Here is a 24,007-nt window from a genome sequence, read left to right as displayed (position 1 = left end):
TTTGCTAGGGGTGACTGGGTGCGTGATCTACTCAATGGTTATCATGGTGATACTGATATTTTGGTAATTCTAAAAAAAGGTAAATATAAAGGGCAGGCTGCTTTAAGGCTAGAAGATGATATATATATAAGACTAGTAAAAGACTAGAAAAAATGGGAGTAGTAAAAGATTACATTATCCCATACGATTCAGAGATATCAATAATTCTTGAGTCAATAGAGGAGGTAAATAGGCAGTTAGAAAAAGGACGTTATTTTTTCACCGATATTAAAAAAAAAGGTATTCTTTTATACGATAGTGGTGAATTTACACTTAGTGAAGCTAAAGATTTGCCTTGGAGTGAAATGAAAGAAATTGCTAAAGATAATTATGATTATTGGTTTGGTAGAGGTAAAGGTTTTTTAAAAGGGGCAACTACTTATTTAAACGATTTGGAGTATGCTTTATCAGCCTTTTCACTTCATCAAGCTACCGAAAGTTTTTACAGTACTATTTTATTAGTTTTTTCTAACTATAAACCTAAATTGCATGATATAAAAAAGTAGAGTAAGAAAATATCATATTGAGCTATTGCAGGTATTTCCTATGGCAATGCCGGAGCAAGAGGAATGTTTTAAATTACTACAAAAAGCTTATGTTGACGCAAGATATGATAAAAATTATAAAATTACAAAAGAACAACTACTTTATCTTATTGAAAGAATAGAAAAATTAAAAGAAATCACCGAAAGAATCTGTACAGCAAGAATTAATCAGTAGTAGGCTAGGGTCATTCTTAGCTCAGCATTGCCTGCCTGGATACCGAGTCGTCATTGCGAGCGACTGCAAGGAGCGTGGCAATCCAGAAAAAATAACAAAAAAATTCTGTAAATCAGAATTTTTTACTGGATTGCTTCGTCAATTACTTACGTAAATTCCTCGCAATGACGGAAAAGACGATCCACGCAACAATGCCTCGCGGGAATGACATCGAGTGGGTTCTTCGAGCCATGCAACAAAACCTAAATTATGCAGCTATTACAGCTCTGTTTTTAATAGATCAAGAAGATAATGCAAAGGAACTACTTCAACTTGTGAATTAAGATAATATTTATCCTTTCCCGGGTATACTATATAAGCTTTCTTTGGTTTTAAATCTTGCAATGCATTATAGAAACCTTTTGATATAGAAGGAGTAAGGGATCTTTTAATTTCAATTGCCGTAAGATTATTTATGCTTGATTCTAGTATTAAATCTACCTCTGCCTTTCCGGCAGTTCTATAAAACCAACTATTCATTTTATTTTTAACTGTAGATAAAATATTTTCTATTACAAATCCTTCAAAACTTCCTCCGAGAATGTAATGTCCGAGTAGTTCATCATAAGACTTAATAATGCATGTAGGATACCGCTATCACGAATATATAGTTTGGGAGCTTTGACTAATCGCTTCTTTACGTTACTAGACCAAGGTCTTAGCAATCTTATAAGGAATAAATCCTCAAAGAGATCGATATATCTCATTATAGTAGGGACTGATATCCCAAGGCTTGCTGCTATTTTGCTAGCATTTAGTAAATTGCCTTGACAATGAGCAAATATAGTCCATGTTCTACGTAAAACTTCTGTAGATATATTATAGCCGAGTTGCGGTATTTCACGTTCTAAATAAGTCATGATAAAAGATTGCAACCAATTCATACTACTATTATCCGAAGCACTAAGAAAGCTATGCTGAAAACTCATTTAAAAAAGATTTAATATCTTTTGCTAAAAAACGCTCAATCATTATCCATGTAAATTTAACATTGGATGTTAAATTTACATGGATAAAATTAATACGTCAAGATGTTAGTTTAAAGCTTAACTGAATTTATAAATAAAAAATAATATGGTACTTTTATCCTTATTAAAAATAAGGTAAAAATAACATTCATTATACAAGTATTATTAATATGGTAAAAAAGAAAATAAAAGATAAGGCTCATAAAAAAGAAAGTATGATTTGTACTACTACTTCAAATCAAGCTTTAGCAAAATTACAAGCAAAAGTGCAAGATTATATAGATACTACAGGAGAAAAAATTTCTCTAGTAGATGAATTAATTAAGTTAAGAAAAGCAGATGGATAGTGCTTTCGGTTTATTTAAAATTTGATAAAATTATCTAAATATAGTATAGAACTTAATTTATAATATTAAAAATTTTATGAGTAAGAAGCTTTATATTAAGACCTACGGATGTCAGATGAATGTTTATGACTCCGTTAAGATGCAGGATTTGCTTTATCCCTTTGGCTATGAACCCACGGAAAATATTGAAGATGCTGATGTTATTATTTTAAATACCTGTCATATCAGAGAGAAAGCAGCCGAGAAAACTTATTCTGAACTCGGTCGTATTAAGAAAATACAAGATACCAGAAAAAAACAAGGCTTAAACTCTGCAATAATAGTTGTAGCCGGTTGTGTTGCACAGGCGGAAGGTGAAGAGATTTTCACAAGAACTCCTTATGTTGATATTGTTGTTGGTCCGCAATCTTATTATAACCTACCGGAATTAATCTCAAAAGTCGTTAGACACGAAAAGCGCTTAATCGATCTTGATTTTGTTGAAGAAGCAAAATTTGATCAGTTACCTGAGCAATTATATCCGCAAGGAACAAGTGCCTTTATATCGGTACAGGAAGGGTGCGATAAATTTTGTACTTTCTGTGTAGTGCCTTACACAAGAGGTGCTGAATTTTCAAGGAATGTAGAGCAAGTTTACAGAGAAGCACTAAAAGTGGTTAGTAGCGGTGCTAAAGAAATTATGTTACTTGGACAAAATGTCAATGCATATCACGGTAAAGGTCCTGCAGATAAAATATTTAGTCTAGCCGATTTACTCAAACATCTAGCACAAATTCCAAATTTAGAGAGATTACGTTATACCACCTCACACCCGATAGATATGAATGATGATCTAATAAAACTACACGGCACCGAACCTAAATTAATGCCGTTTCTACATCTACCGGTGCAGTCAGGTTCAAATAAAATATTAAAAGCCATGAACCGCAAACATGATCGGGAATATTATTTTGATATAATTAATCGCTTAAGAGAAGCAAGACCCGATATAGTTTTATCCTCTGATTTTATTGTCGGTTTTCCCGGTGAAACAGATGAAGATTTTGAGGATACTTTAGATTTGGTCCGCAGAGTAAAATACGGTCAGTGCTATTCGTTTAAATATAGCCCACGTCCCGGCACACCTGGTGCAACTAGAACCAATCAAATACCTGAACATATAAAATCAGAGAGATTAACTATATTGCAAAAAGAACTTATGGCTCAGCAACTAGCTTTTAATGAAAGTTGTGTTGGTAGTACTATGAAAGTTCTATTTGATCGCGATGGTAAATTCGACGACCAGATAATAGGTAAAACTCCATACATGCAGTCCGTATATATCCAAAACCCTAATAAATCTTTACTTGGTAAAATCATTGATGTAAAAATTACTAAGGCTTCACTTAATAGTTTAACCGGCGAAATATTATAAGTCATGTATAAATCTCTATTTTTTTGTTTAAAAATTTTTGCATTCCTTATTTTAGTAGGTTGTGGGATTACTGCTTATATAATATATCACTATTCACGTGATTTGCCTGATTACTCACGGCTTGCACGTTATTATCCACCGTCGGTAACGCGTATTTATTCCCGTGACGGCAAATTAATGGAGGAGTACGCTTTTGAACGTCGTGTATTTGTACCGATTAATAGCGTACCGAGTTCGCTAATAGAAAGTTTTATTGCAGCTGAGGATAAGAATTTCTATAACCATCCCGGTGTTGATTTGCTTGGAATAGTTAGAGCGGCATTTTTAAATATATCTAATTATTTACATCATAGGCGTATGGCAGGAGCATCTACCATTACTCAGCAAGTGGTTAAAAATTTTCTGCTAACTAACGAGGTTTCTCTTGAACGTAAGATTAAAGAAGCGATTCTTTCTTATATGATTTCAAGAGTATTTACTAAGGATCAAATCTTAGAATTATATCTTAATCAAACATTCTTTGGTCTCGGTGCATACGGTGTTGCGGCAGCTGCACAAAATTATTTTAATAAATCCGTAGAGGAACTTACCATTGCAGAATCAGCTTTTATTGCGGCACTGCCTAAAGCCCCTTCCAAACTTAATCCGGAGAGAAACTACGCTAGAGTAAAAGCTCGTCGTGATTACGTAATAATGCGTATGTTTGAAGATGGTTATATAACAAGAGATGCTGCGAAAGAAGCTATGGATAGCCCGATAGTTTTACGTAAACGAGCTAAAGAAGAAACTGTTACGGCTGATTATTATGCCGAGCAGGTGCGAGAAGAAGTAATTAAGATGCTAAATAGTAAAGAGGAATTTTATACAGGAGGTCTTACTATTATTACTTCTTTAGATGCAAAGATTCAGCAATTAGCCGAAAACTCTCTAAGAAAAGGACTTAGGGAGTTTGATAGGAAGCGTGGTTTTAGAAAACCTATTGCCAATATTTCTCTTGATAATTGGCAAGAAGAGTTTAAAAAATTACCTACACCTCAATCGCTTTTAGAGTATAAATTAGCTATAGTTCTAGATGTGACCAATAACCATGCAGAGATTGGACTTATAGACGGCAGCAAATCTAAAATTCCTATTGCTGAAATGAAATGGGCAAGAAGTAACCTTAAATCAGTTAAGGCTTTGCTTAAAAAAGGTGACGTGCTAGTGGTTGAGGCTATAAAAGAGGGGTATGCTCTTCGTCAGATTCCTGAAGTAAATGGGGCTATTATGGTTATGAACCCAAATACCGGACAGGTACTTGCAAGCGTCGGGGGGTATGATTTTTCCACAAGTAAATTTGATAGAGTAACTCAAGCACTTCGTCAACCGGGTTCTTTGAGTAAAACCTTTGTTTATTTAGCAGCCCTTGAAAACGGTGTTAAGCCGAATCAGATTTTTAACGATGGACCTATTGAGATTTTGCAAGGTCCGGGTATGCCTAGCTGGCGTCCTAAAAATTATGAAGGTAAGTTTTTAGGTGAAATCACTATGCGTACCGGGCTTGAAAAATCTCGTAATCTCATAACCGTAAGAGTTGCGACTGCTGTAGGGCTTACGAAAATCGTTGATATAATTAAGCGATTCGGTATTAATAATGAACCGAAAAAAGTTTACTCTATGGTACTTGGTTCAATTGAAACCACACTTAGCAGAATGACTAATGCTTATGCAATTATTGCTAACGGCGGTAAAAAAGTTGAGCCTCATTTTGTAGAATTAATTAAAGACCGTAACGGTAAAATTATTTATAGGCGAGATGATAGAGAATGTCTTTCTTGTAATGTTTCAGATAGCAATTTAGATACCGCAATATTAGAAATACCGAAAGAATATATCTATAGAGTTACGGATGAAGCTAGTGATTATCAAATTACTTCGTTTTTAACCGGAGCAATATATAGAGGTACCAGTTATGCTGCAAAGAAGCTAGGGAAAATTATCGGTGGAAAAACCGGTACTAGTAACGATAGTAAAGATACATGGTTTGTAGGTTTTACGCCCAAGATAGTAGTTGGTAGTTATGTTGGCTATGATACACCGAAAGAGCTTGGAAAAAGAGCAACAGGTTCAAACGTAGTATTGCCGATTTTTATTGATTTTATGAGTAATGCTTATAAGGATGAACCGTCGCTGCCTTTCAAAGTCCCTGATTCAATAAAATTATTAGCAGTAGATAGAGCAACCGGTAAAATTACGCCAAGCGGCACGGTTATAGAAGCATTTAAAGTCAATAATTTTCAGATGCTTGAGAATGAAGATATGATCGATAATAATGATATTTTTGATTATGTATCGAGTAAGGAAGATCAGTCTCAAGAAATTTATTAAATTGTATACACTTAGTTTAAGCGGATGTCATTCTCGTACAGCATTGTTGCGTGGATCAATATTTCCCTCTGTCATCCTGCAAGCTTGTAGCGGGATCCAGTTTAAAATACTAAAATTATTATTTTAAGTTGTTTTCTGGACCCCGTGGTCAAGCCACGGGATGACACTAAATACATTTTTTGATCCATACAACAAAGCTACCTACCTACTTATTCATTTATTTGGAATTTTAATTATATGAAAAAAATTATTTTACACCTAACTGCCCTAATATTAACTCAAGCGGATTGTTTTTTAGTTAAAGAAAATGATAAATTTATTAAACGGGAAGGTAATTGCGAGTCTCGTTATGCTCCATGCTCAACATTTAAAATTGCTATAAGTTTAATGGGTTATGATGATGGGTTTTTAATTGATGAAACTCATCCAAAATTACCTTTTAAAGAAGGATATGCTGACTATCTTGAAGTTGGAAACAATCCCAAACACCTAAAGATTGGATGAAGAATAGCTGTGTTTGGTATTCTCAGGTTATTACCAAAGAATTAGGTATTGAAAAATTCCGTGATTATGTAACAAAATTTGATTATGGTAATCGTGATATTTCAGAAGATAAAGGAAAGAATAACGGTTTAACTAATGCATGGCTTTTTAGTTCTTTAGAAATTTCACCGGAAGAACAATTAGCTTTTCTTCAAAAACTAGCAGAGAATAAATTGCCTGTAAGTGTTAAAGCCCAAGAAATGACTAAAAATATTTTGTTTATTGAAGATTTTGTATATGGTTGGAAGCTTTACGGTAAAACAGGCAGCGGTAATAAACTTAGCCAAGATAGAACTGTAAAATTAAAGGATCGTAAAATCGGATGGTTTATAGGTTGGCTACAAAAAAATGACAGAACAGTTTTCTTTATACATTTCATTGCAGATAATAAAACTTATGATTCCTTATGCAGGACGACGTTCTAAAGAAAGAAGCAGCGAAAGAAAAGCTAAAAGAATTGAACTAAATCTCAATTTTTATTTTCGAGGAACAACCAACAGTGAATTTGCTATTGGTTGTTGATTAAAAAGCAATACTCTAAGTTATCTATACTAAAGTACCTTCTTCTTAATAGGAGATTCCGGTCATATCTACCACAGTATGATCATTATCAAGTAGAGTGTTATTTTCAGTAGTAACATCTTCATTAATTTCAGCAGCAAGTTTTTCAGCTTCAATTTCATCAATATATTGTTTTAATTTAGCTTTTTTTTGCGTTTTTATTTCTAACATACCAAGTTATTCCTGCACCTATTATAACAGCGATGGAGGCAACTACAGCTGTGCCAATGCTTATATATGGAGCAACTAAGGAATTATCGTTATCACTCTAATCAAACATATTTTCTTGAGAGTTGTAAGTTGTATTGAAATCAGTATTAGTAAGGTTTGCTACGGTGTTATTAATTAAATTTATTCCCGTTTCAGTCCAACTTTCAGTGTTATTGGAAAAGATTGATTCAGAAATTTTGGCAGTAGGGCTTGTTATTGTGTTATTAATCATATTTTAGATGCTATTTCAGGTAAGTCTTTTGTTATGAGTTCTACTAAGTTTTCTATTGTGCTAGTACCTTAGAAGTGCTAGATATCGGGTTAGCTATTAAATCCTTTATTTCTGAAGAAATTCCATTCAAATTATTTCCTTTAAGTACCTCAAATATTTCGCATCCTTTACCCTATAGTAATAGAGTTATTAGTTGCTGCAGTATTAAGTATATACTCAATAGTAGGGTTTAAAATTTTAGTATAATTTTGTGGATCAGAATAATAACGAAAATTTTCTTGACATATTTTCATCAATGCTTCCTCATACACAAAAGTATTATCACCTTGTTTTTTAAATATATAATCTCGTATACCATCTCCATTATCATTAACTGCAGTAATAATAGCCTCGTCTATAGTTAGCGCTTTCTTTACTTTGAAAAACCCTCTAAATATTAGGTTCATGATATCGCTAGTTAATAATTCAATTCCTTTGCTACACTCCATCGTTGCCATATTGTTTTTAGGACAATTCGATACAATTAAATTTTTTGTAGTAGAATCTTATAATAATTTTCTCCGTTATATCCTATTTGAAGCATATTCTTGGTCTCCAATTGTTGCTCTTGCTGTAGTAATTCTTGCCACAGTGGTTAAAAATGAAGTTAATTGATGTATCATTTTGCTATTCTTTTGGATTTTTAAAATTGAAGGGCATAATAAGCAGTACTTAATTTGATAGTCAAGAAATTATTAACAAAAATTAATAATTAATATATAATCATTGCAATTAGGTGAAATTATATAAATTTCAATATCGCTTGAAGTATCTAAAGAAATGTTATAAAATCAAAAAGTTCATAGAAATTTGAGGGTATTATGCAAGTAGTAAAAGCTTTAGAACAAATTTTAGCAGATAGTTATGCTTTATATTTTAAAACACAAAATTATCATTGGAATGTAGAAGGAGCAGAGTTTAGAAGTCTACATTTATTATTTGAGGGGCAGTATGAAGATTTAGCTGAAAGCTTAGATGAGCTTGCTGAAAGAATAAGAAGTTTAGGTGCTAAAGTCCCCGCATTATCAGATTTAATAAAACTTGCATCTATAGATGAGGCAAATCCAAACGCAACAGCAAATGAAATGCTTAAAAGTCTAACAAAAGATCAAGATATTATTAGAGATACATTATATAATGGACTCAAAGTAGCACAAGCAGAGGGCGATGAGGGTACAGCCGATATGATTATTGGACGAATTAAAGTGCATGAAAAAAACAGATGGATGCTGAAGAGTAGTATACTCTAGTGTCATTTCCTTCGTCATTGCGAGCGACTGAAAGGAGCGTGGCAATCTCAGGAGATAGTGTATGATTCCTGAGATTGCTGAGTCGATGCTACGCATCTCCTCGCAATGACGTTAATGCTCATAACAAACAAACTAACAAAATAAAAATAAAATGGAACAATACGATGTAGTCGTTATAGGCGGTGGTCCAGGTGGATATGTTGCAGCAATTAGAGCAGCACAATTAAAGAAAAAAGTTGTATTAATAGAAAAAGAACATTTAGGAGGGGTGTGCCTTAATTGGGGATGTATACCGACTAAATCCCTGCTTAAATCTGCTGAGGTTTTTGAATATATAAAACATGCTAAAGATTATGGAATTGATGCTAAAGGTGCTGAAATCAACATTAAGAAAATAGTCGAACACTCAAGAGAGATTTCAAATAAGCTTGCAGGCGGTGTTAAGTTACTACTGAAAAAAAACAAAGTTACCGTGATAGACGGAGTAGCAAGTCTTGCAGGAAATAAGGTAATAAATATAAATGATAAACCTACAGTAAAAGCAGAAAATATTATTATAGCTACCGGAGCAAGATCTAGGGTTTTAAAAGGCTTTGAGCCTGACGGTAAACAAATTTGGACGTCTAAGGAAGCTATGATACCACACCATGTGCCGAAATCTATGATTATTGTCGGCTCAGGTGCAATAGGTATAGAATTCGCTTCATTTTATAATAGTATCGGTGTGGATGTTACCGTAATTGAGGTACATAATAGAATATTGCCGGCTGAAGATACGGAAATTGCCGGAATCGCTCATAAGAGCTTTGAGAAGAAAGGTATAAAAATTATTACAAATGCTAAGTTAATTAAGCAAACAAAAACAAAAGATACGATAGAAGTTGAGTTAGAGTTAGCAGGTAAAATACAAAAATTACAAGCTGAAATTTTACTTATGGCAGTAGGTATTACAGCTAATACGGAAAATTTAGGTCTTGAGAAAACAAAAATTAAAGTAGAAAACGGCTATATAACTACTAACGGGTTAATGCAAACTGCGGAATCAGGAATTTATGCTATAGGCGATGTAGCAGGAGTGCCTTGTTTAGCTCATAAAGCAAGCCATGAAGGTATTATTGCAGCGGAAAGCATAGCGGGCTTAAAACCGCATGTTATTAATAAACATAATATTCCCGGTTGCACTTATTCTTCGCCGCAAATAGCAAGCGTCGGTTTGACTGAAGAAGCAGCAAAAACCTTAGGTTATGAGCTTAAAATAGGCAGATTTCCTTTTATAGCTAACGGTAAGGCTTTAGTAAGCGGTGATAGTGATGGTTTAATTAAAACTATATTTGATGCTAAGACGGGAGAGTTGTTCGGAGCTCATATGATAGGTTCAGAAGTTACAGAATTAATACAAGGATATGTGGTTTCAAAAAATTTAGAAGGAACGGAGTTGGATTTAATTAACACTATCTTCCCGCATCCGACTTTATCGGAAATGATGCATGAATCAGTACTCGCCGCTTATGATAGAGCAATACATATTTAAATATAATTAAAAAAATGAACAAAGGTAATTTAATCGAGAATTATGCAGTAGCGTTATTTAATAACGCTATGGTTGATAATATACAAGATAAGATCTTTGAAGAAATTACTTCTATAAACCGTATAATTACCGATAATTTTGATATTAGAGAGTTCCTATTTTCTCCTATAGTAAATAAGAACGACAAAATTAACGTAGTCAATTCGTTAGCAAAAAATATTAAAATTAGCACAATAGTACAAAATTTTTTATTGTTATTGGTAAAAAATTCTCGTACTGCTATTTTATCTAATATAGTAGATGCTTATAATACTTTACTATATGGAAGTAAAAATATAAAGATAGTTCAGGTTATTTCTGCAAATAAGTTACAACCTAAAGAGCAGGAGTGGATTAAATCTCGTATAGAAAAAGCATTAAATCAAAAAACAGAAATATTATTTGATATAGATAGTACTATTATTGGAGGTATTGTAATTAAATATGATAGTATGTTGCAAGATTACTCAATAAAAGGTAGTTTAGAGAAAATAACGAAAGCTTTAAAGAAAGTTAATATTGCTGCATAGATATTTATATAGTCATTGTGAGGAAATTACGAAGTAATTGACGAAGCAATCTCAGGATATTTTATGAGATTACCACGCAGCCTACGGCTGCTCGCAATGACGACTTAGTATCCACATGGGTAATGCTCGTTCGCAATGACAAGAAAATTAGGAGACGTAAACCACATGAAACTAAAGCCTATTGAAGTAGCTGAAATATTACAAAAGGAAATAGCTAATATTAATTGCTTAAGTGAGCTTGAGGAAATAGGGCAGGTAATAACCGTCGGTGATGGTATAGCCAAAATTTACGGTCTTGCTAATGTAAAATCCGGTGAAGTGGTAGAATTTAAATCCGGTGTTAAGGGTCTTGTTTTAAATTTGGAGAATGATAGAGTCGGTGCTGTAATTATGGGGGATGATAACCAAGTACAGCAAGGCGATAATGTCAAAAGAACTAAAGAAGTTTTAGAAGTACCGGTAGGAAAAGCTTTGCTTGGTCGTGTTGTTGATGCTCTAGGTAATCCTATTGACGGCAAAGGCGATATTGCAAGTAAAGAGTACAGACATATCGAGATGAAGGCTCCGGGAATAATAGAAAGAACGAGCGTAAGCGAACCCGTACAAACCGGAATAAAGGCTATAGATTCGTTAATCCCAATAGGTAGAGGGCAAAGAGAGTTAATAATCGGTGATAGGCAAACCGGAAAAACAGCTGTAGCCGTCGATACTATTATCAATCAAAAACAAGCCCATCCACTTACTAATGAAAGTGATAAAATTTATTGTATTTATGTAGCTATTGGGCAGAAAAGATCAAGTGTTGCACAGATAGTAAAGAAATTAGAAGATGCCGGAGCCATGGACTATACAATCGTTGTTTCGGCTACTGCATCAGAAGCTGCGGCTCTTCAATTCATTGCCCCTTATTCTGCCTGTAGCATGGGTGAATATTTTCGTGATAACGGCATGCACGCACTTATTATTTATGATGATTTAAGTAAGCATGCCATTGCATATAGACAAATCTCATTATTACTTAGAAGACCTCCCGGGCGAGAAGCGTATCCCGGTGACGTGTTCTACCTGCATTCAAGATTGCTTGAGCGAGCTGCTAAAATGTCAGAGGAAAAAGGCAGCGGTTCACTTACTGCTCTTCCTATAATTGAGACGCAAGCAGGTGACGTATCCGCATATATCCCAACAAATGTTATTTCAATTACCGACGGTCAAATTTTCTTAGAAAGCGAGCTATTTTATAAAGGCGTAAGACCTGCCGTTAATGTCGGCATTTCGGTAAGCCGTGTTGGTTCTGCGGCACAAATAAAGGCTATGAAGCAGGTAGCAGGTTCGGTAAAGCTAGAACTTGCTCAATTTAGAGAGCTTGAGTCTTTCTCGCAATTTGGATCAGATCTAGACCCTGCCACTAAAGCACAAATCGATCACGGTAAAAGATTAGTTGAGATATTAAAACAAGCTCAATATCATCCTTTTCCGGTAGAAGAACAAATAGTAAGTATTTATGTCGGGACTAAGAAATATTTAAATGATGTACCGCTTCAGAAAGTAAAAGAATTTGAAGATAAAATGCTTACGGAGATAAGGTTAAATAAAAAAGATATTTTGGAATCAATAAAAAATGAGCAACGTATAACCGAAGAAACCGAGCAGAAACTAAAAGCATTTTTAGAAAATTTCGTAAAAGCCTACTGTGTCATGCCGTGACTTGATCACGGCATCCAGTAAAATAAGTTAAAAATACTGGACCCCGTGGTCAAGCCACGGGGTGACAATGGAAAAACCAAAAAACTATTATGTTAAATTTAAAGCAGTTAAGAACTAGAATTAAAAGCGTTAAATCTACACAAAAGATTACTAAAGCAATGCAACTAGTATCAGCTTCTAAAATGGCAAAAATAAAAAGTCAAATAGCCAATTCAAATTTTTATATTGAGGCTATTAGTAAAATGATGTCTGCTATATTATCAATTGATATGTATGAGTTATCTATAGAAGAGCAGAAATTTTTTAATACCGTGCCGAATAAAGCAAATTTATTGATAGTTATGACATCACAGCGTGGGTTATGCGGAACGTTTAATTACAGTATAATTAAACAAGTTAAGAATGATATTAAAGAGTTAGAAAATAAAGGCGAACAAATAAAACTTATCATTATTGGAAAAAAAGGTTACGAAGCACTAAACAGGCAATATGTAAATTATATTGATAGTTATTTTGAGTTACCCAAAATTCATGATGAAAATCTGATGCTACAAGTAAAACAAAAAATTATGTCGGCAGTAGAAAATCTAGAAGTTAGTAATTGTGTTATATATTTTAATACATTTAAGAACGCAATGACTCAAATTATGACTAAGCAGCAGATTTTACCGGTAGAAAAATATCAAGATGATTCTGCAGTAGAAAATGATCATTATGAATATGAGGGGGAGAATCTAATTTCTAATCTAATTAATTTATATGTGAATTCCCAAATAAATTATGCTTTACTACAAAGTAGAGTAAGTGAGGAGGGAGCTAGAATGACCGCTATGGAAAATGCAACAAATAATGCTAATGATTTAATAAGCAAGTTAGTTTTAAAGTTGAATAGATCAAGACAGGCTATTATTACTACGGAGTTGATAGAGATTATAGCTGGTTCTGAGGCGGTTTAGGTATAAGGCTGTGTCATCCCGTGGCTTTGAACCACGGGATCCATTAAAAAGTAAAGAGAAGCCTGGATCCCGCAATCAAGTCGCGGGATAATAAATTATAACAAAAGAAAAAATTATGATAAAAAATATCGGTAAAATTACTCAGATTATTTCAGCGGTGGTGGATGTAAAATTTACGAATAACGGTGAGTTACCGGAAATTTTAAATGCTCTAGAGTGCTATAACGATAAACAAAGGATAGTACTGGAAGTAGCACAACATATAGGCGATGATACGGTACGTTGTATTGCTATGGATTCTACTGAAGGATTAGTGCGGGGCGTAGAAGTAATAGATACAGACAGTCCTATTCGTATTCCTGTAGGTACTGAGACGCTTGGGCGTATTATGAATGTTGTAGGTGAGCCAATTGACGGTAAAGGAGACATTAAAAGCTCAAATATTTCTTCTATATATAAGCCTGCTCCTGATTTTACCAATCAGTCAACCGAGCGTAATATATTAGTAACCGGTATTAAAGTTATTGATTTACTTGCTCCTTATACTAAAGGCGGTAAAATAGGACTATTCGGTGGTGCAGGAGTCGGTAAAACCGTGTTAATTATGGAGCTTATTAATAACGTAGCTAAGGCCCACGGCGGTTATACGGTATTTGCAGGAGTCGGTGAGAGAACTAGAGAAGGTAATGATCTTTACCATGAAATGATTGACTCGGGTGTTATTAACCTTGAAGAGCCTGAAAAGTCAAAAGTAGCTTTAGTTTACGGGCAAATGAACGAGCCGCCTGGAGCAAGAGCAAGAGTTGCGTTAAGCGGCCTGACCATTGCAGAAAGTTTTAGAGATATGAATGAGGGGCAAGATGTTTTATTCTTTGTAGATAATATTTTCCGTTTTACTCAAGCAGGTTCTGAAGTATCGGCGTTGCTTGGTAGAATTCCGTCAGCGGTAGGGTATCAGCCTACTCTTGCTACTGATATGGGAGAGCTACAGGAGCGTATCACCTCTACTAAGCACGGCTCAATAACTTCCGTGCAGGCTATATATGTACCGGCAGATGATTTAACCGATCCTGCTCCTGCTACTTCTTTCGCACATTTAGATGCTACAACAGTACTTAGTCGTCAGATAGCCGAGCTTGGAATTTATCCGGCAGTTGACCCGTTAGATAGTAATTCTCAGGTACTTGATCCGATGATTGTTGGCGAAGAACATTATAGCGTAGCAAGACAAGTGCAGCAAGTTTTACAAACTTATAAATCGTTGCAGGATATCATCGCTATTTTAGGTATGGATGAGCTATCCGAAGAAGATAAACTAACCGTGTCGCGTGCTAGAAAAATACAGCGTTTCTTATCGCAGCCTTTCCATGTCGCCGAAGTATTTACCGGAGCTGAAGGCAAATTTGTTAACTTAGCTGATACTATCGCAGGCTTTAAAGGACTTGTAGAGGGTAAATACGATGATTTACCGGAAGCTGCTTTTTATATGGTCGGAACTATGGACGAGGCTATTGAGAAGGCAAAGACGTTGAAGATGTAGACATTGTCATCCCGTGGCTTGACCACGGGATCCAGTGAAAGTAGCAATATAGCAAGTCGTTTTTCTGGACCCCGTGGTCAAGCCACGGGATGACATTAAGGATAAACCAAAATATGAACGAAACAATTCTAGTCAAAATAATTACTCCTTTAAGTATTGCATTTGAAAAGCAAGCTAAAATGGTAACAATGCCGGGTGAGGAGGGTATGTTTGGAGTGCTACCGGGTCACGCTCCGATGATTGTTAGTTTAAAAGCCGGTTTAGTGCAGGTTTATATAGATGATATGCATAAATCTGAAAACACTTATCTTATTTCCGGCGGTGTAACCGAAGTAACGGCAAATTATATTAATATAGCTACGGAAACGGCTATTAACGTTACGAATTTAAGTGAAGCAGAAATAGCAACTAAGCTTCTAGAACTTCAAAAACCTTTATCAGATCAACATTAATTTGTTTGAAAAATCTACGTTTTGGGATAAGGTTATTTTGATGTCATTGCGAGGAGAATTACATAGTAATTCGACGAAGCAATCTCAGGATATTTAATGAGATTGCCACGCAGCCTACGGCTGCTCGCAATGACGATATTCATTCCACATAATCAAGTGAGAAACAAATGTCAAAAGTGCATAATTCAGAATATCTTAAAGAATTATCAGTCGATAATACTTCATACAAAATTTACGATATAAATAAAGCGGCAAGCGATATCGAACTTCCCTTAAAAAAGCTTCCATATAGTTTAAGAGTGTTATTTGAGAATGTATTACGTTCTAATGGTTCAAAGCAAAACTTACTTGTATTTAAAGAATGGCTAAAAACTAAAAAATCTAATGCGGAAATAGATTTTATGCCGGCAAGAGTTTTGATGCAGGATTTTACTGGTGTGCCTGCTATTGTGGACTTGGCTGCTATGCGTGATGCGATGAAGAAAATAAGAGGCGATCCGTTAAAAATTAATCCGCTTATTCCTGTTGATTTGGTAATAGACCATTCCGTAAGCGTTGATTCTTACGCAGCTAAGGATTCATTCGATAAAAATGTTCAAATAGAAATGAAACGTAATATAGAGCGTTATGCATTTCTTAAATGGGGGCAGCAAGCATTTAATAATTTTAAAGTAGTGCCGCCAGGTACGGGTATTTGCCATCAAGTAAATTTAGAATATTTAGCAAAAGTCGTGTGGCATAAGGACGGATTTGCTTATCCTGATAGTTTAGTTGGAACGGATAGCCATACAACTATGGTAAACGGATTATCGGTGCTTGGTTGGGGAGTCGGCGGAATAGAGGCGGAAGCTGCAATGCTTGGACAACCTCTTACTATGATTCTACCGGAAGTAATCGGTGTAAAACTAACAGGAAAATTAACAGGTATAGCTACCGCAACCGATTTAGTTTTAACCGTTACTGAAATGCTACGTAAAAAGAGAGTAGTAGGTAAATTTGTTGAGTTTTTCGGTGAGGGGCTAAAAAATCTAACGATTGCCGATCGTGCGACCATTTCTAATATGTCGCCTGAATACGGTGCTACTTGCGGCTTTTTCCCGATTGATCAAGAAACTATAAAATATCTAGAGCTAACAGGTAGAGAAAAAACGCAAATCAAATTAGTAGAGAAATACGCAACCGAGCAGAATCTTTGGTATGATTTTGAGCATGAGGCAGAATATACTGAGGTTTTAGAGTTAGATTTATCTACGGTACATAGTTCACTTGCCGGTCCAAAACGTCCGCAAGATCGAGTAAACTTAAACGATGTAGCAAGTAATTTTAAACATGAATTACCGAATTTTGCTTTAGAAAATAAAAACATTGATAAAAAATATGCCGTAGCAAATCAGAATTACGAAATCGGTAACGGCGATGTAGTAATTGCAGCAATTACTAGCTGTACTAATACTTCTAATCCTTCGGTTATGATTGGTGCAGCACTTCTTGCTAAAAAAGCACTAGAACACGGGTTAAAGGTAAAACCTTGGGTTAAAACTTCTCTTGCTCCTGGTTCAAAAGTCGTAACGGAATATTTGAATCTTAGCGGTCTTGATAAATATTTAGATGAATTAGGGTTTAATCTAGTAGGTTACGGCTGCACTACTTGCATCGGTAATTCCGGACCTCTAAATCCGGAAATAGAGGAAACTATTAACAAAAACGGGCTAGTTGTTGCTTCTGTTTTATCTGGTAATAGGAATTTTGAAGGGCGAATTAATCCACTTACTAAAGCAAGCTATCTCGGCTCGCCTATTTTAGTCGTAGCATATGCACTTAGTGGCACTCTTAATATAGATCTAACAAATATGCCTATAGGAGAAAATATTTATTTAAAAGATATTTGGCCAAGCAAAGAAGAGATAGATGAAGTTATTGCAAATTCAATTAATTCCTCTATGTTTATAGAAAAATATTCTGATATATTTAGCGGAACAAAAGAGTGGAAAGATTTACAGGTTACTACTAGCTCTAATTATAATTGGGATAAGAATAGTACCTATATTAATAATCCGCCTTATTTTGAGGATATAGGCAGCGAGAATAGTATAAAAGATATAAAATCTGCAAAAATTTTAGCAATTTTCGGCGATTCTATTACTACCGATCATATTTCGCCGGCAGGCAGTATTAGTAAAACCAGCCCTGCTGCTAAATATTTAACGGACCATCATATAGAGCCTCTAGATTTCAACTCTTACGGATCACGTAGAGGAAATCATAAAGTGATGATGCGTGGCACATTTTCTAATATCCGTATAAAAAATGAGATGTGTAAAGGTGTAGAAGGCGGTTTTACTATAAATCAATTAAGCGGCACGCAGCAAACTATCTACGATGCAGCTATGGACTACAAAGCTCATGATGTACCGGTAGTGATTTTTGCAGGTAAAGAATATGGTAGCGGCTCATCTAGAGACTGGGCAGCAAAAGGACCTGGGTTGCTTGGTGTAAAGGCAGTGATTGCCGAGAGCTTTGAACGAATACATCGCTCAAATTTAGTAGGTATGGGTATTTTACCGCTAACTTTTACCGGCAATAATACAAGATTAGATTTAAAGTTAGACGGTTCAGAAACTATGGACATTATAGGCTTAAGCGAGAATATAAGACCTTATAATCCTGTTAAATGTGTGATAAAAAAACAAACCGGTGAAATAAGAACAATCGATTTAATATTGCAAATATTTACGGATAATGAGATAAATTATATAAATCACGGCAGTATTATGCATTTTGTGGTAGAGAGTTTGAAGGGGTAGTTTGCTGGTATCGTCATTGCGAGGAAATTGCGTAGCAATTGACGAAGCAATCTAGGGAGTTTGTTTTATTTCATGAGATTGCCACGCAGCCTACGGCTGCTTGCAATGACGACTCAGATATCCATGCAACAACGCCACACGGGAACGACATAAAGAGGTAAAAATATGGACAAGCATCTTAAAGAATATACCGAGAGCGGTAAGAAAAATTTAATAGTGGTATATATATTATATCTATGTGGGATAGTAGCACCGATATTACCGTTAATTGGAGTATTTTTTGCATATCTCAATAAAGATAAAGGTGATAACTTTGCTACTAGTCATTACGTGTTTTTATTTCGTACTTTTTGTCTTGGAGTTCTTGGGTGGATTGTATGTTTCATATTTACGTTTATCATTATTGGAGTAGTATTGTATTTTGCACTCGCTGTTTGGTATATACTTCGTGTTGCTATCGGTTTTAAATATATGATAGAGGATCAAGCTTATCCGAACCCTATGACTTATTGGATAAAATAAAAGATGATAAAACTTACTATAGACGGTTCTGAAATAGAAGTATCAGAAGGCAGCACCGTTTATCAATCCTGTACACAAGCAGGTAAAGAAATTCCTCATTTTTGTTATCATGAGCGTCTAAAAATCGCCGGTAATTGCCGTATGTGCTTGGTTGAAATGGAAAAATCACCAAAGCCTATAGCTTCTTGTGCAATGCCTGCCGGTAACGGTATGGTTATTCATACCGATACGCCTATGATAAAAAAAGCACGTGAAGGGGTGATGGAGTTTTTACTTATTAACCATCCTCTAGATTGCCCTATTTGTGACCAAGGTGGGGAGTGCGACCTGCAAGATCAGGCTTTTAGATACGGCAAAGGTACTAGTAGATTTCATGAAAATAAGAGATCTATTAAAGATCAATATATGGGTCCGCTGATTAAAACAGCAATGACTAGATGTATAAAATGCACTAGATGCATTAGATTTGCGAGTGACATAGCGGGAATAGAAGAAATGGGAGCTATTCATCGAGGCGAGCATATGGAGGTAACTTCATATTTAGAGCAAACTTTAGACTCTGAAATTGCCGGTAATATGATAGATATTTGTCCGGTCGGTGCTTTAAATTCCAAACCTTATGCTTTTAAAGCCCGTAAATGGGAACTAAAACATACCGCTAGTATTGGAGTGCATGATGCTGAAGGCTCTAATATTCGCATTGATAGCAGAGGCGATGAGGTAATGAGAATATTACCTCGTGTTAATGAAGAAATAAATGAGGAGTGGCTTTCTGATAAAAATCGCTTTAGTTATGACGGTTTGAAATATCAGCGTTTAGATCGCCCTTATATCAGAAAAAACGGTAAGTTAGTAGAAGCTAGCTGGAGCGAAGCTTTAAAAATTATAGCGGATAAAATTAAATCCGTAAAACCTGAGAAAATTGCCGCTATTGCCGGCTCTCTTGCTTCTGTCGAAGCAATGTTTATGCTAAAAGCATTACTGCAAAAGCTTGGCTCTAATAACTATAGTGTTAATCAGTTTAACTATAAAATAGATACAAGCGAACGAGGAAACTATTTATTTAATACAACTATTGCCGGCGTAGAAAAAGCTGATTTATGTTTACTAATCGGAGCGAATCCAAGACAAATAGCACCTATATTAAATAGCAGAATAGGCATGCGAGTACGTGCCGACTCATTAAAAATAGCAAAAATAGGCGAAGGACATAATCAAACTTATAGAATTCAGGATTTAGGAAGCAACCCTAAAATAATTGAGGAGTTAGCTAGCGGTAAACATGAATTTGCAAAAGCCTTTAAAGCAGCAAAATATCCGATAATTATACTAGGTGACGGCGTATATGCAAGAGATGACGGATATGCTATATTGTCGCTTATTTATAAGATAGTGGCTGAATATAATATTATGCGTGATGATTGGAAAGGCTTTAATATATTGCATAATCAAGCTTCTATAGTTGGCGGTCTTGATATCGGTTTTAATACTCCTATTAAGCTCGAAGAGTTGGAACTTGCTTACCTGCTTGGAGCTGATGAAGTCCCGTTTGATAAGCTGAAATCGGCTTTTATAATATATCAAGGACATCACGGGGATTCAGGTGCTGCGAGTGCTGACGTAATTTTACCTGCGGCTGCTTATACCGAGCAGAGCGGAATTTATGTTAATTTAGAAGGAAGACCGCAAATAGCAGGAAAAGCAGTATCGCCTGTAGGAATAGCTAAAGAAGATATAGAAATTATTAAAGAGCTTGCCAGTTCTCTAAAAATAGATATCGGAATGGATAATTTGCAAGAAGTAAGAGCCAAGCTTGCTAAAGAATATAAGATATTTGCTAGTATTGATAAAATTACAGAGAATAAATTTACTAAATTTAGCTCTAAAGATAAGTTATCAAAAGAGCCTATAACTGCGGAACCTATTAATTATTATATGACAGACGTAATTAGTAAAAACTCAGTCACTATGGCTAAATGCGTTGAGGCTAAGGAAGCAAGAGACGAGGAGGCAGTATGATACCGAGGTACTCTCATGACAGAACTCTTTTTTGAATATATTTTTCCGTTAATTATCATCGCTCTAAAGGTAGTTGCAATCACTATACCTTTAATAGTGTGCGTTGCGTATTTAACATATGCAGAGCGTCGTGTTATTGGATTAATGCAGCTCCGACGAGGACCTAACGTTGTCGGTCCGTTTGGATTACTTCAGCCTATTGCCGATGCGTTTAAGCTCTTATTCAAAGAGCCGATCATTCCAACCAATTCCGATAAAATATTATTTATTTTAGCACCGATGATAACTTTTGTATTAAGTTTAATCGGTTGGGCAGTTATACCTTTTGCAAAGGGCGTAGTTCTTGCAGATATTAATGTCGGTGTTTTATATATCCTTGCTATATCTTCATTAAGCGTTTACGGCATTATTATTGCCGGTTGGGCTAGTAACTCAAAATATGCATTCCTTGGTGCTATACGCTCATCTGCTCAAATGATTTCTTATGAAGTGTCGATGGGGCTGGTTATTATTACTGTGCTACTTACTACCGGTACTCTCAATTTAAGTGGGATCATTGAAGCACAAAGAACAATGCCGTGGTGGATTGATTTAATGCTACTACCTATGGGCGTCGTGTTTTTTATCTCAGTGCTTGCTGAAACAAATAGATTACCTTTTGATTTACCTGAAGCAGAATCGGAGCTAGTCGCCGGCTATAATGTTGAATATTCCTCTATGGGATTTGCTTTATTTTTCCTAGGGGAATATGCTAATATGATATTAGTTAGTGCAATGACTACGACTTTCTTTTTAGGAGGTTACTTGCCGCCCTTTAATATATCGTGGTTAGATTGTATTCCGGGGTTCTTTTGGTTTGTATTTAAGGTCGGATTCTTATTGTTCTGCTTTTTATGGATTAGAGCGACCTTGCCAAGATATCGTTATGATCAATTAATGCGACTTGGCTGGAAAGTATTTTTACCTCTAACTTTATTTTGGGTGGTGTTAGTGTCAAGCGTGCTTATGTATACCAATAATTTACCGAGTATTTAGAGGGGGAGAGTATCATTGCTCTCCATTGTCATCCCGTGGCTTGACCACGGGATCCAGGAAAAATATACGAATTAAAAGCACTATAAATTATTTTACTAGATCCTGTGGTCAAGCCACGGGATGACAGGTATTTTTTTAATATTATGATAAACTATTTAAAATCGTTTTTTCTATATGAGATAGTACGAGGGATGGCTGTGACTTTAAAGTATTTCTTTAAGCCCAAAGTTACCATAAATTATCCTTATGAAAAAAGTCCTGTTAGCCCTAGATTTAAGGGTGAGCATGCACTGCGTCGCTATGAAAACGGCGAAGAGCGTTGTATTGCTTGTAAGCTCTGTGAGGCGATTTGTCCGGCACAAGCGATAGTGATTGAAGCGGACGAACGAGATGACGGCAGTAGACGTACTACTCGTTATGATATCGATATGACAAAATGTATTTATTGCGGGTTGTGTCAAGAAGCTTGCCCTGTAGATGCGATAGTTGAAGGACCTAATTTTGAGTTTGCAAGTCTAACTCATACCGCACTTATTTACGATAAAGAAAGATTACTGCAAAACGGCGACAAATGGGAGCAGGCACTTGCTAGTAAACTACACAAAGATTACGAGTATAGGTAATATACTCGTTTAATTATTCTTCATTTATTCGGAATATATACGTATTATGCTATTGTGATTCTGTTAATAGGTTCATTTCAAAAAAGTTAAATTAAAAAAATATATCATGAAAATTTGAACCTTGCATTCGAGATTTCATAAACCTTTGTAATTTAATTATTGCTTTTCTTTTTTTGATTTTTATTTTCTTAATTGTAAATAATTATAAAAACTAAAAAATTATGTTTATAAAACAGATTTATAGTATGGTAGTTTGTTTTGTTACTACTATAGTTTTATTGATAACGCTCTCTATTATATTTAATGCATTCATTACATTATTTTTGCCGGAATATACTCATAAGAGGAACTTATAAAATAATAGTACTAATGAGCAATATTTAAAGCTAAAATCATATGATAAGGATTTATATGAACAATTAAAAGGGTTGCCTCCAAAAAAAGAGCTAGAAGAAAAGAGAATTAGTTATAAGAATGAATATATAGAAGTTACTAAAGCACGTGCTGTAAGTACAATAATTAATTATTCAATTTGGATTATAGTTAGCCTTATATTTTTTATTGTACATTGGAAGATTTATAAAAATACGCAAAACAATAATAATTAATCAAGTTGTAATATCTGTGCAGATTTTATAGAGCTTTCTAGATGAGAGGATAGAAGAACAATACCACCGCTATTTGCTTTCATAACAATTAAATTATTTAGTAAATCCCTATTTTCTTTGCTTAAATTAGTTTCAACTTCATCAAGTAGCCATAAGTCAGATTGGCAAGCAATAAGCCTTGCTACGGCTACGATTTTCTGCATCCCGCTAGACAGACTATAGCATTTTTCATCTAATAAATCGTGTAGTTTGAAGTAATGAATAGCAGCGTATAGGGTTTCAGCGGAATTATAAATTTCCGACCAAAATTTTAGATTCTCAAAAACAGTCATTTCGAGTTTTAGACCTAAATTATGACCGATATAAGTACAATAGGGTTTAGCGATATTGTTAATATTACAGTTTCTATAGTAGATATTACCGCTACTAGGTTGCATAATTCCCGCTATCATTCGTAGCAGTGAGCTTTTACCGCAACCGTTAGCTCCTTTTATATAGGTGATAGAAGAAGGAAGAAAAGTAATATTTAGATCAAATAAATTTCTTTGTGCCAAGTTAAATTGTAATTGATGAAGTGATAGCATGTCCTTGTCATACCGTGGTCCCGCCACGGTATCCATAAAAGCAATTTAAAATACTAATAATTTTACTAGATACCGTGGCGGGACCACGGTATGATCTGTTGCTTTTCAATAAATTTAATTTTCATGATGCTCTTCTGGTGTGGTCCCAGTTAATTCTGTATTATCTTGTTGATTATTATGACCAATTCCAAGTTTGTCACGAGCACCTCTTAAAGCTTCTTTATGATCTGATGTATCAGGATTTACCACATGACTTATATCTATGCCTGTTACCTTATTAGCGTCTTGGCCTAGTTTTTTAGTTGCGTTGTCTAATTCATGAGTTACTTTT

The 24,007-nt window shown here is 35.0% G+C and carries 26 protein-coding genes and 4 pseudogenes; 22 read left to right on the top strand and 8 right to left on the bottom strand.

Annotation, left to right across the window (positions count from 1 at the left end; translation table 11 throughout):
* The first annotated feature begins 18 nt into the window (after nt 1-18).
* The 4 genes and pseudogenes from D6968_RS06325 to D6968_RS04615 all read left to right on the top strand — a co-directional run.
* Nucleotides 19-147 carry a hypothetical protein gene (locus tag D6968_RS06325; RefSeq protein ID WP_281269451.1) on the top strand — a complete coding sequence of 43 codons (129 nt, stop codon included), beginning with the start codon at nt 19-21 and terminating at the stop codon, nt 145-147.
* Between the two features lie 5 nt (nt 148-152).
* On the top strand, nt 153-545 hold the full coding sequence (locus tag D6968_RS06120) for a HEPN domain-containing protein (protein ID WP_245969331.1): 393 nt from the start codon (nt 153-155) through the stop codon (nt 543-545).
* Between the two features lie 25 nt (nt 546-570).
* The gene (locus D6968_RS06115; protein WP_245969330.1) at nt 571-759 is read left to right on the top strand and encodes a HEPN domain-containing protein; all 189 of its coding nucleotides are present in this window, start codon (nt 571-573) and stop codon (nt 757-759) included.
* 27 nt (nt 760-786) lie between these two features.
* Nucleotides 787-910: pseudogene (locus tag D6968_RS04615) on the top strand (zinc ABC transporter substrate-binding protein); the annotation flags it as partial.
* Between the two features lie 107 nt (nt 911-1,017).
* Here the strand turns inward: D6968_RS04615 and D6968_RS06565 are convergent.
* Nucleotides 1,018-1,658, bottom strand: a pseudogene (locus D6968_RS06565) (ATP-binding protein).
* 278 nt (nt 1,659-1,936) lie between these two features.
* Between D6968_RS06565 and D6968_RS05355 the strand changes: the two are divergent.
* From D6968_RS05355 to D6968_RS04595, 3 genes are all read left to right on the top strand, one after another.
* On the top strand, nt 1,937-2,113 hold the full coding sequence (locus tag D6968_RS05355) for a hypothetical protein (protein WP_177717343.1): 177 nt from the start codon (nt 1,937-1,939) through the stop codon (nt 2,111-2,113).
* Nucleotides 2,114-2,189: 76 nt separating this feature from the next.
* Nucleotides 2,190-3,527 carry a tRNA (N6-isopentenyl adenosine(37)-C2)-methylthiotransferase MiaB gene (gene miaB, locus D6968_RS04600; RefSeq protein WP_121543739.1) on the top strand — a complete coding sequence of 446 codons (1,338 nt, stop codon included), beginning with the start codon at nt 2,190-2,192 and terminating at the stop codon, nt 3,525-3,527.
* 3 nt (nt 3,528-3,530) lie between these two features.
* Complete coding sequence (locus D6968_RS04595; RefSeq protein WP_121543737.1) at nt 3,531-5,894, top strand: penicillin-binding protein 1A; 2,364 nt, start codon at nt 3,531-3,533, stop codon at nt 5,892-5,894.
* Nucleotides 5,895-6,020: 126 nt separating this feature from the next.
* Here D6968_RS04595 and D6968_RS06695 read toward each other — a convergent pair.
* A pseudogene (locus D6968_RS06695) lies at nt 6,021-6,086 on the bottom strand (permease); the annotation flags it as partial.
* A 45-nt stretch (nt 6,087-6,131) separates the two neighbouring features.
* Here D6968_RS06695 and D6968_RS06310 point away from each other — a divergent pair.
* Nucleotides 6,132-6,398, top strand: a complete 267-nt coding sequence (locus D6968_RS06310) for a penicillin-binding transpeptidase domain-containing protein (RefSeq protein ID WP_281269450.1) — start codon at nt 6,132-6,134, stop codon at nt 6,396-6,398.
* Nucleotides 6,395-6,903, top strand: a pseudogene (locus D6968_RS06105) (penicillin-binding transpeptidase domain-containing protein). The gene D6968_RS06310 and the pseudogene D6968_RS06105 overlap by 4 nt, the downstream one beginning before the upstream one ends.
* Before the next feature lie 101 nt (nt 6,904-7,004).
* Here the strand turns inward: D6968_RS06105 and D6968_RS05350 are convergent.
* The 3 genes from D6968_RS05350 to D6968_RS06095 all read right to left on the bottom strand — a co-directional run bounded on the left by D6968_RS05350 (nt 7,005) and on the right by D6968_RS06095 (nt 7,928).
* Nucleotides 7,005-7,169 carry a hypothetical protein gene (locus D6968_RS05350; RefSeq protein ID WP_177717340.1) on the bottom strand — a complete coding sequence of 55 codons (165 nt, stop codon included), beginning with the start codon at nt 7,167-7,169 and terminating at the stop codon, nt 7,005-7,007.
* Nucleotides 7,170-7,266: 97 nt separating this feature from the next.
* The gene (locus D6968_RS06100; protein WP_245969329.1) at nt 7,267-7,440 is read right to left on the bottom strand and encodes a hypothetical protein; all 174 of its coding nucleotides are present in this window, start codon (nt 7,438-7,440) and stop codon (nt 7,267-7,269) included.
* A gap of 167 nt (nt 7,441-7,607) precedes the next feature.
* Entirely contained in the window at nt 7,608-7,928 is a 321-nt protein-coding gene (locus D6968_RS06095; protein ID WP_245969328.1) for a hypothetical protein, read from the bottom strand.
* Between the two features lie 372 nt (nt 7,929-8,300).
* On the opposite strand from D6968_RS06095, the gene D6968_RS04575 reads away from it, so the two are divergent.
* The 6 genes from D6968_RS04575 (at nt 8,301) to atpD (ending at nt 15,029) form a co-directional block, all read left to right on the top strand.
* The gene (locus tag D6968_RS04575; RefSeq protein WP_121543735.1) at nt 8,301-8,729 is read left to right on the top strand and encodes a Dps family protein; all 429 of its coding nucleotides are present in this window, start codon (nt 8,301-8,303) and stop codon (nt 8,727-8,729) included.
* Nucleotides 8,730-8,880: 151 nt separating this feature from the next.
* The gene (gene lpdA / locus D6968_RS04565) at nt 8,881-10,260 is read left to right on the top strand and encodes a dihydrolipoyl dehydrogenase (protein WP_121543733.1); all 1,380 of its coding nucleotides are present in this window, start codon (nt 8,881-8,883) and stop codon (nt 10,258-10,260) included.
* 14 nt (nt 10,261-10,274) lie between these two features.
* Nucleotides 10,275-10,829: an ATP synthase F1 subunit delta gene (gene atpH / locus D6968_RS04560; protein ID WP_121543731.1), complete on the top strand. Its 555-nt coding sequence runs from the start codon at nt 10,275-10,277 to the stop codon at nt 10,827-10,829.
* A 165-nt stretch (nt 10,830-10,994) separates the two neighbouring features.
* Nucleotides 10,995-12,533, top strand: a complete 1,539-nt coding sequence (gene atpA, locus D6968_RS04555) for a F0F1 ATP synthase subunit alpha (RefSeq protein ID WP_121543729.1) — start codon at nt 10,995-10,997, stop codon at nt 12,531-12,533.
* A gap of 89 nt (nt 12,534-12,622) precedes the next feature.
* Entirely contained in the window at nt 12,623-13,489 is an 867-nt protein-coding gene (gene atpG, locus D6968_RS04550; protein WP_121543727.1) for an ATP synthase F1 subunit gamma, read from the top strand.
* Between the two features lie 115 nt (nt 13,490-13,604).
* On the top strand, nt 13,605-15,029 hold the full coding sequence (gene atpD / locus D6968_RS04545; protein WP_121543725.1) for a F0F1 ATP synthase subunit beta: 1,425 nt from the start codon (nt 13,605-13,607) through the stop codon (nt 15,027-15,029).
* Here atpD and D6968_RS06090 read toward each other — a convergent pair.
* Nucleotides 14,998-15,165, bottom strand: coding sequence for a hypothetical protein (locus tag D6968_RS06090; RefSeq protein WP_245969327.1), 168 nt, complete (start codon nt 15,163-15,165; stop codon nt 14,998-15,000). The two genes, atpD and D6968_RS06090, sit on opposite strands and share 32 nt — an antisense overlap.
* Here D6968_RS06090 and D6968_RS04535 point away from each other — a divergent pair.
* The 7 genes from D6968_RS04535 to D6968_RS04500 all read left to right on the top strand — a co-directional run bounded on the left by D6968_RS04535 (nt 15,143) and on the right by D6968_RS04500 (nt 23,092).
* Nucleotides 15,143-15,481: a F0F1 ATP synthase subunit epsilon gene (locus D6968_RS04535; protein ID WP_032139094.1), complete on the top strand. Its 339-nt coding sequence runs from the start codon at nt 15,143-15,145 to the stop codon at nt 15,479-15,481. The two genes, D6968_RS06090 and D6968_RS04535, sit on opposite strands and share 23 nt — an antisense overlap.
* A 167-nt stretch (nt 15,482-15,648) precedes the next feature.
* The gene (gene acnA, locus D6968_RS04530; RefSeq protein ID WP_121543721.1) at nt 15,649-18,285 is read left to right on the top strand and encodes an aconitate hydratase AcnA; all 2,637 of its coding nucleotides are present in this window, start codon (nt 15,649-15,651) and stop codon (nt 18,283-18,285) included.
* A 165-nt stretch (nt 18,286-18,450) separates the two neighbouring features.
* Nucleotides 18,451-18,807, top strand: coding sequence for a DUF4870 family protein (locus D6968_RS04525; RefSeq protein WP_032139092.1), 357 nt, complete (start codon nt 18,451-18,453; stop codon nt 18,805-18,807).
* Nucleotides 18,808-18,810: 3 nt separating this feature from the next.
* On the top strand, nt 18,811-20,826 hold the full coding sequence (nuoG, locus tag D6968_RS04520; protein ID WP_121543719.1) for an NADH-quinone oxidoreductase subunit NuoG: 2,016 nt from the start codon (nt 18,811-18,813) through the stop codon (nt 20,824-20,826).
* 15 nt (nt 20,827-20,841) lie between these two features.
* Nucleotides 20,842-21,861, top strand: coding sequence for an NADH-quinone oxidoreductase subunit NuoH (gene nuoH / locus D6968_RS04515; protein WP_121543717.1), 1,020 nt, complete (start codon nt 20,842-20,844; stop codon nt 21,859-21,861).
* A gap of 143 nt (nt 21,862-22,004) precedes the next feature.
* Nucleotides 22,005-22,484 carry an NADH-quinone oxidoreductase subunit NuoI gene (gene nuoI / locus D6968_RS04505; protein ID WP_121543713.1) on the top strand — a complete coding sequence of 160 codons (480 nt, stop codon included), beginning with the start codon at nt 22,005-22,007 and terminating at the stop codon, nt 22,482-22,484.
* Between the two features lie 428 nt (nt 22,485-22,912).
* Nucleotides 22,913-23,092 carry a hypothetical protein gene (locus D6968_RS04500; RefSeq protein WP_121543711.1) on the top strand — a complete coding sequence of 60 codons (180 nt, stop codon included), beginning with the start codon at nt 22,913-22,915 and terminating at the stop codon, nt 23,090-23,092.
* Here D6968_RS04500 and ccmA read toward each other — a convergent pair.
* Nucleotides 23,089-23,676, bottom strand: coding sequence for a heme ABC exporter ATP-binding protein CcmA (gene ccmA / locus D6968_RS04495; RefSeq protein WP_121543709.1), 588 nt, complete (start codon nt 23,674-23,676; stop codon nt 23,089-23,091). The two genes, D6968_RS04500 and ccmA, sit on opposite strands and share 4 nt — an antisense overlap.
* A gap of 114 nt (nt 23,677-23,790) precedes the next feature.
* The gene (locus D6968_RS06305) at nt 23,791-23,925 is read right to left on the bottom strand and encodes a hypothetical protein (RefSeq protein ID WP_281269449.1); all 135 of its coding nucleotides are present in this window, start codon (nt 23,923-23,925) and stop codon (nt 23,791-23,793) included.
* Nucleotides 23,926-24,007: the final 82 nt, after the last annotated feature.

Source organism: Candidatus Rickettsia colombianensi (assembly GCF_003664375.1).
Lineage (GTDB): Bacteria > Pseudomonadota > Alphaproteobacteria > Rickettsiales > Rickettsiaceae > Rickettsia > Rickettsia tamurae.
Note: the sequence above shows the minus strand (reverse complement) of the source record. Positions and strands in the feature narration are given on the sequence as shown.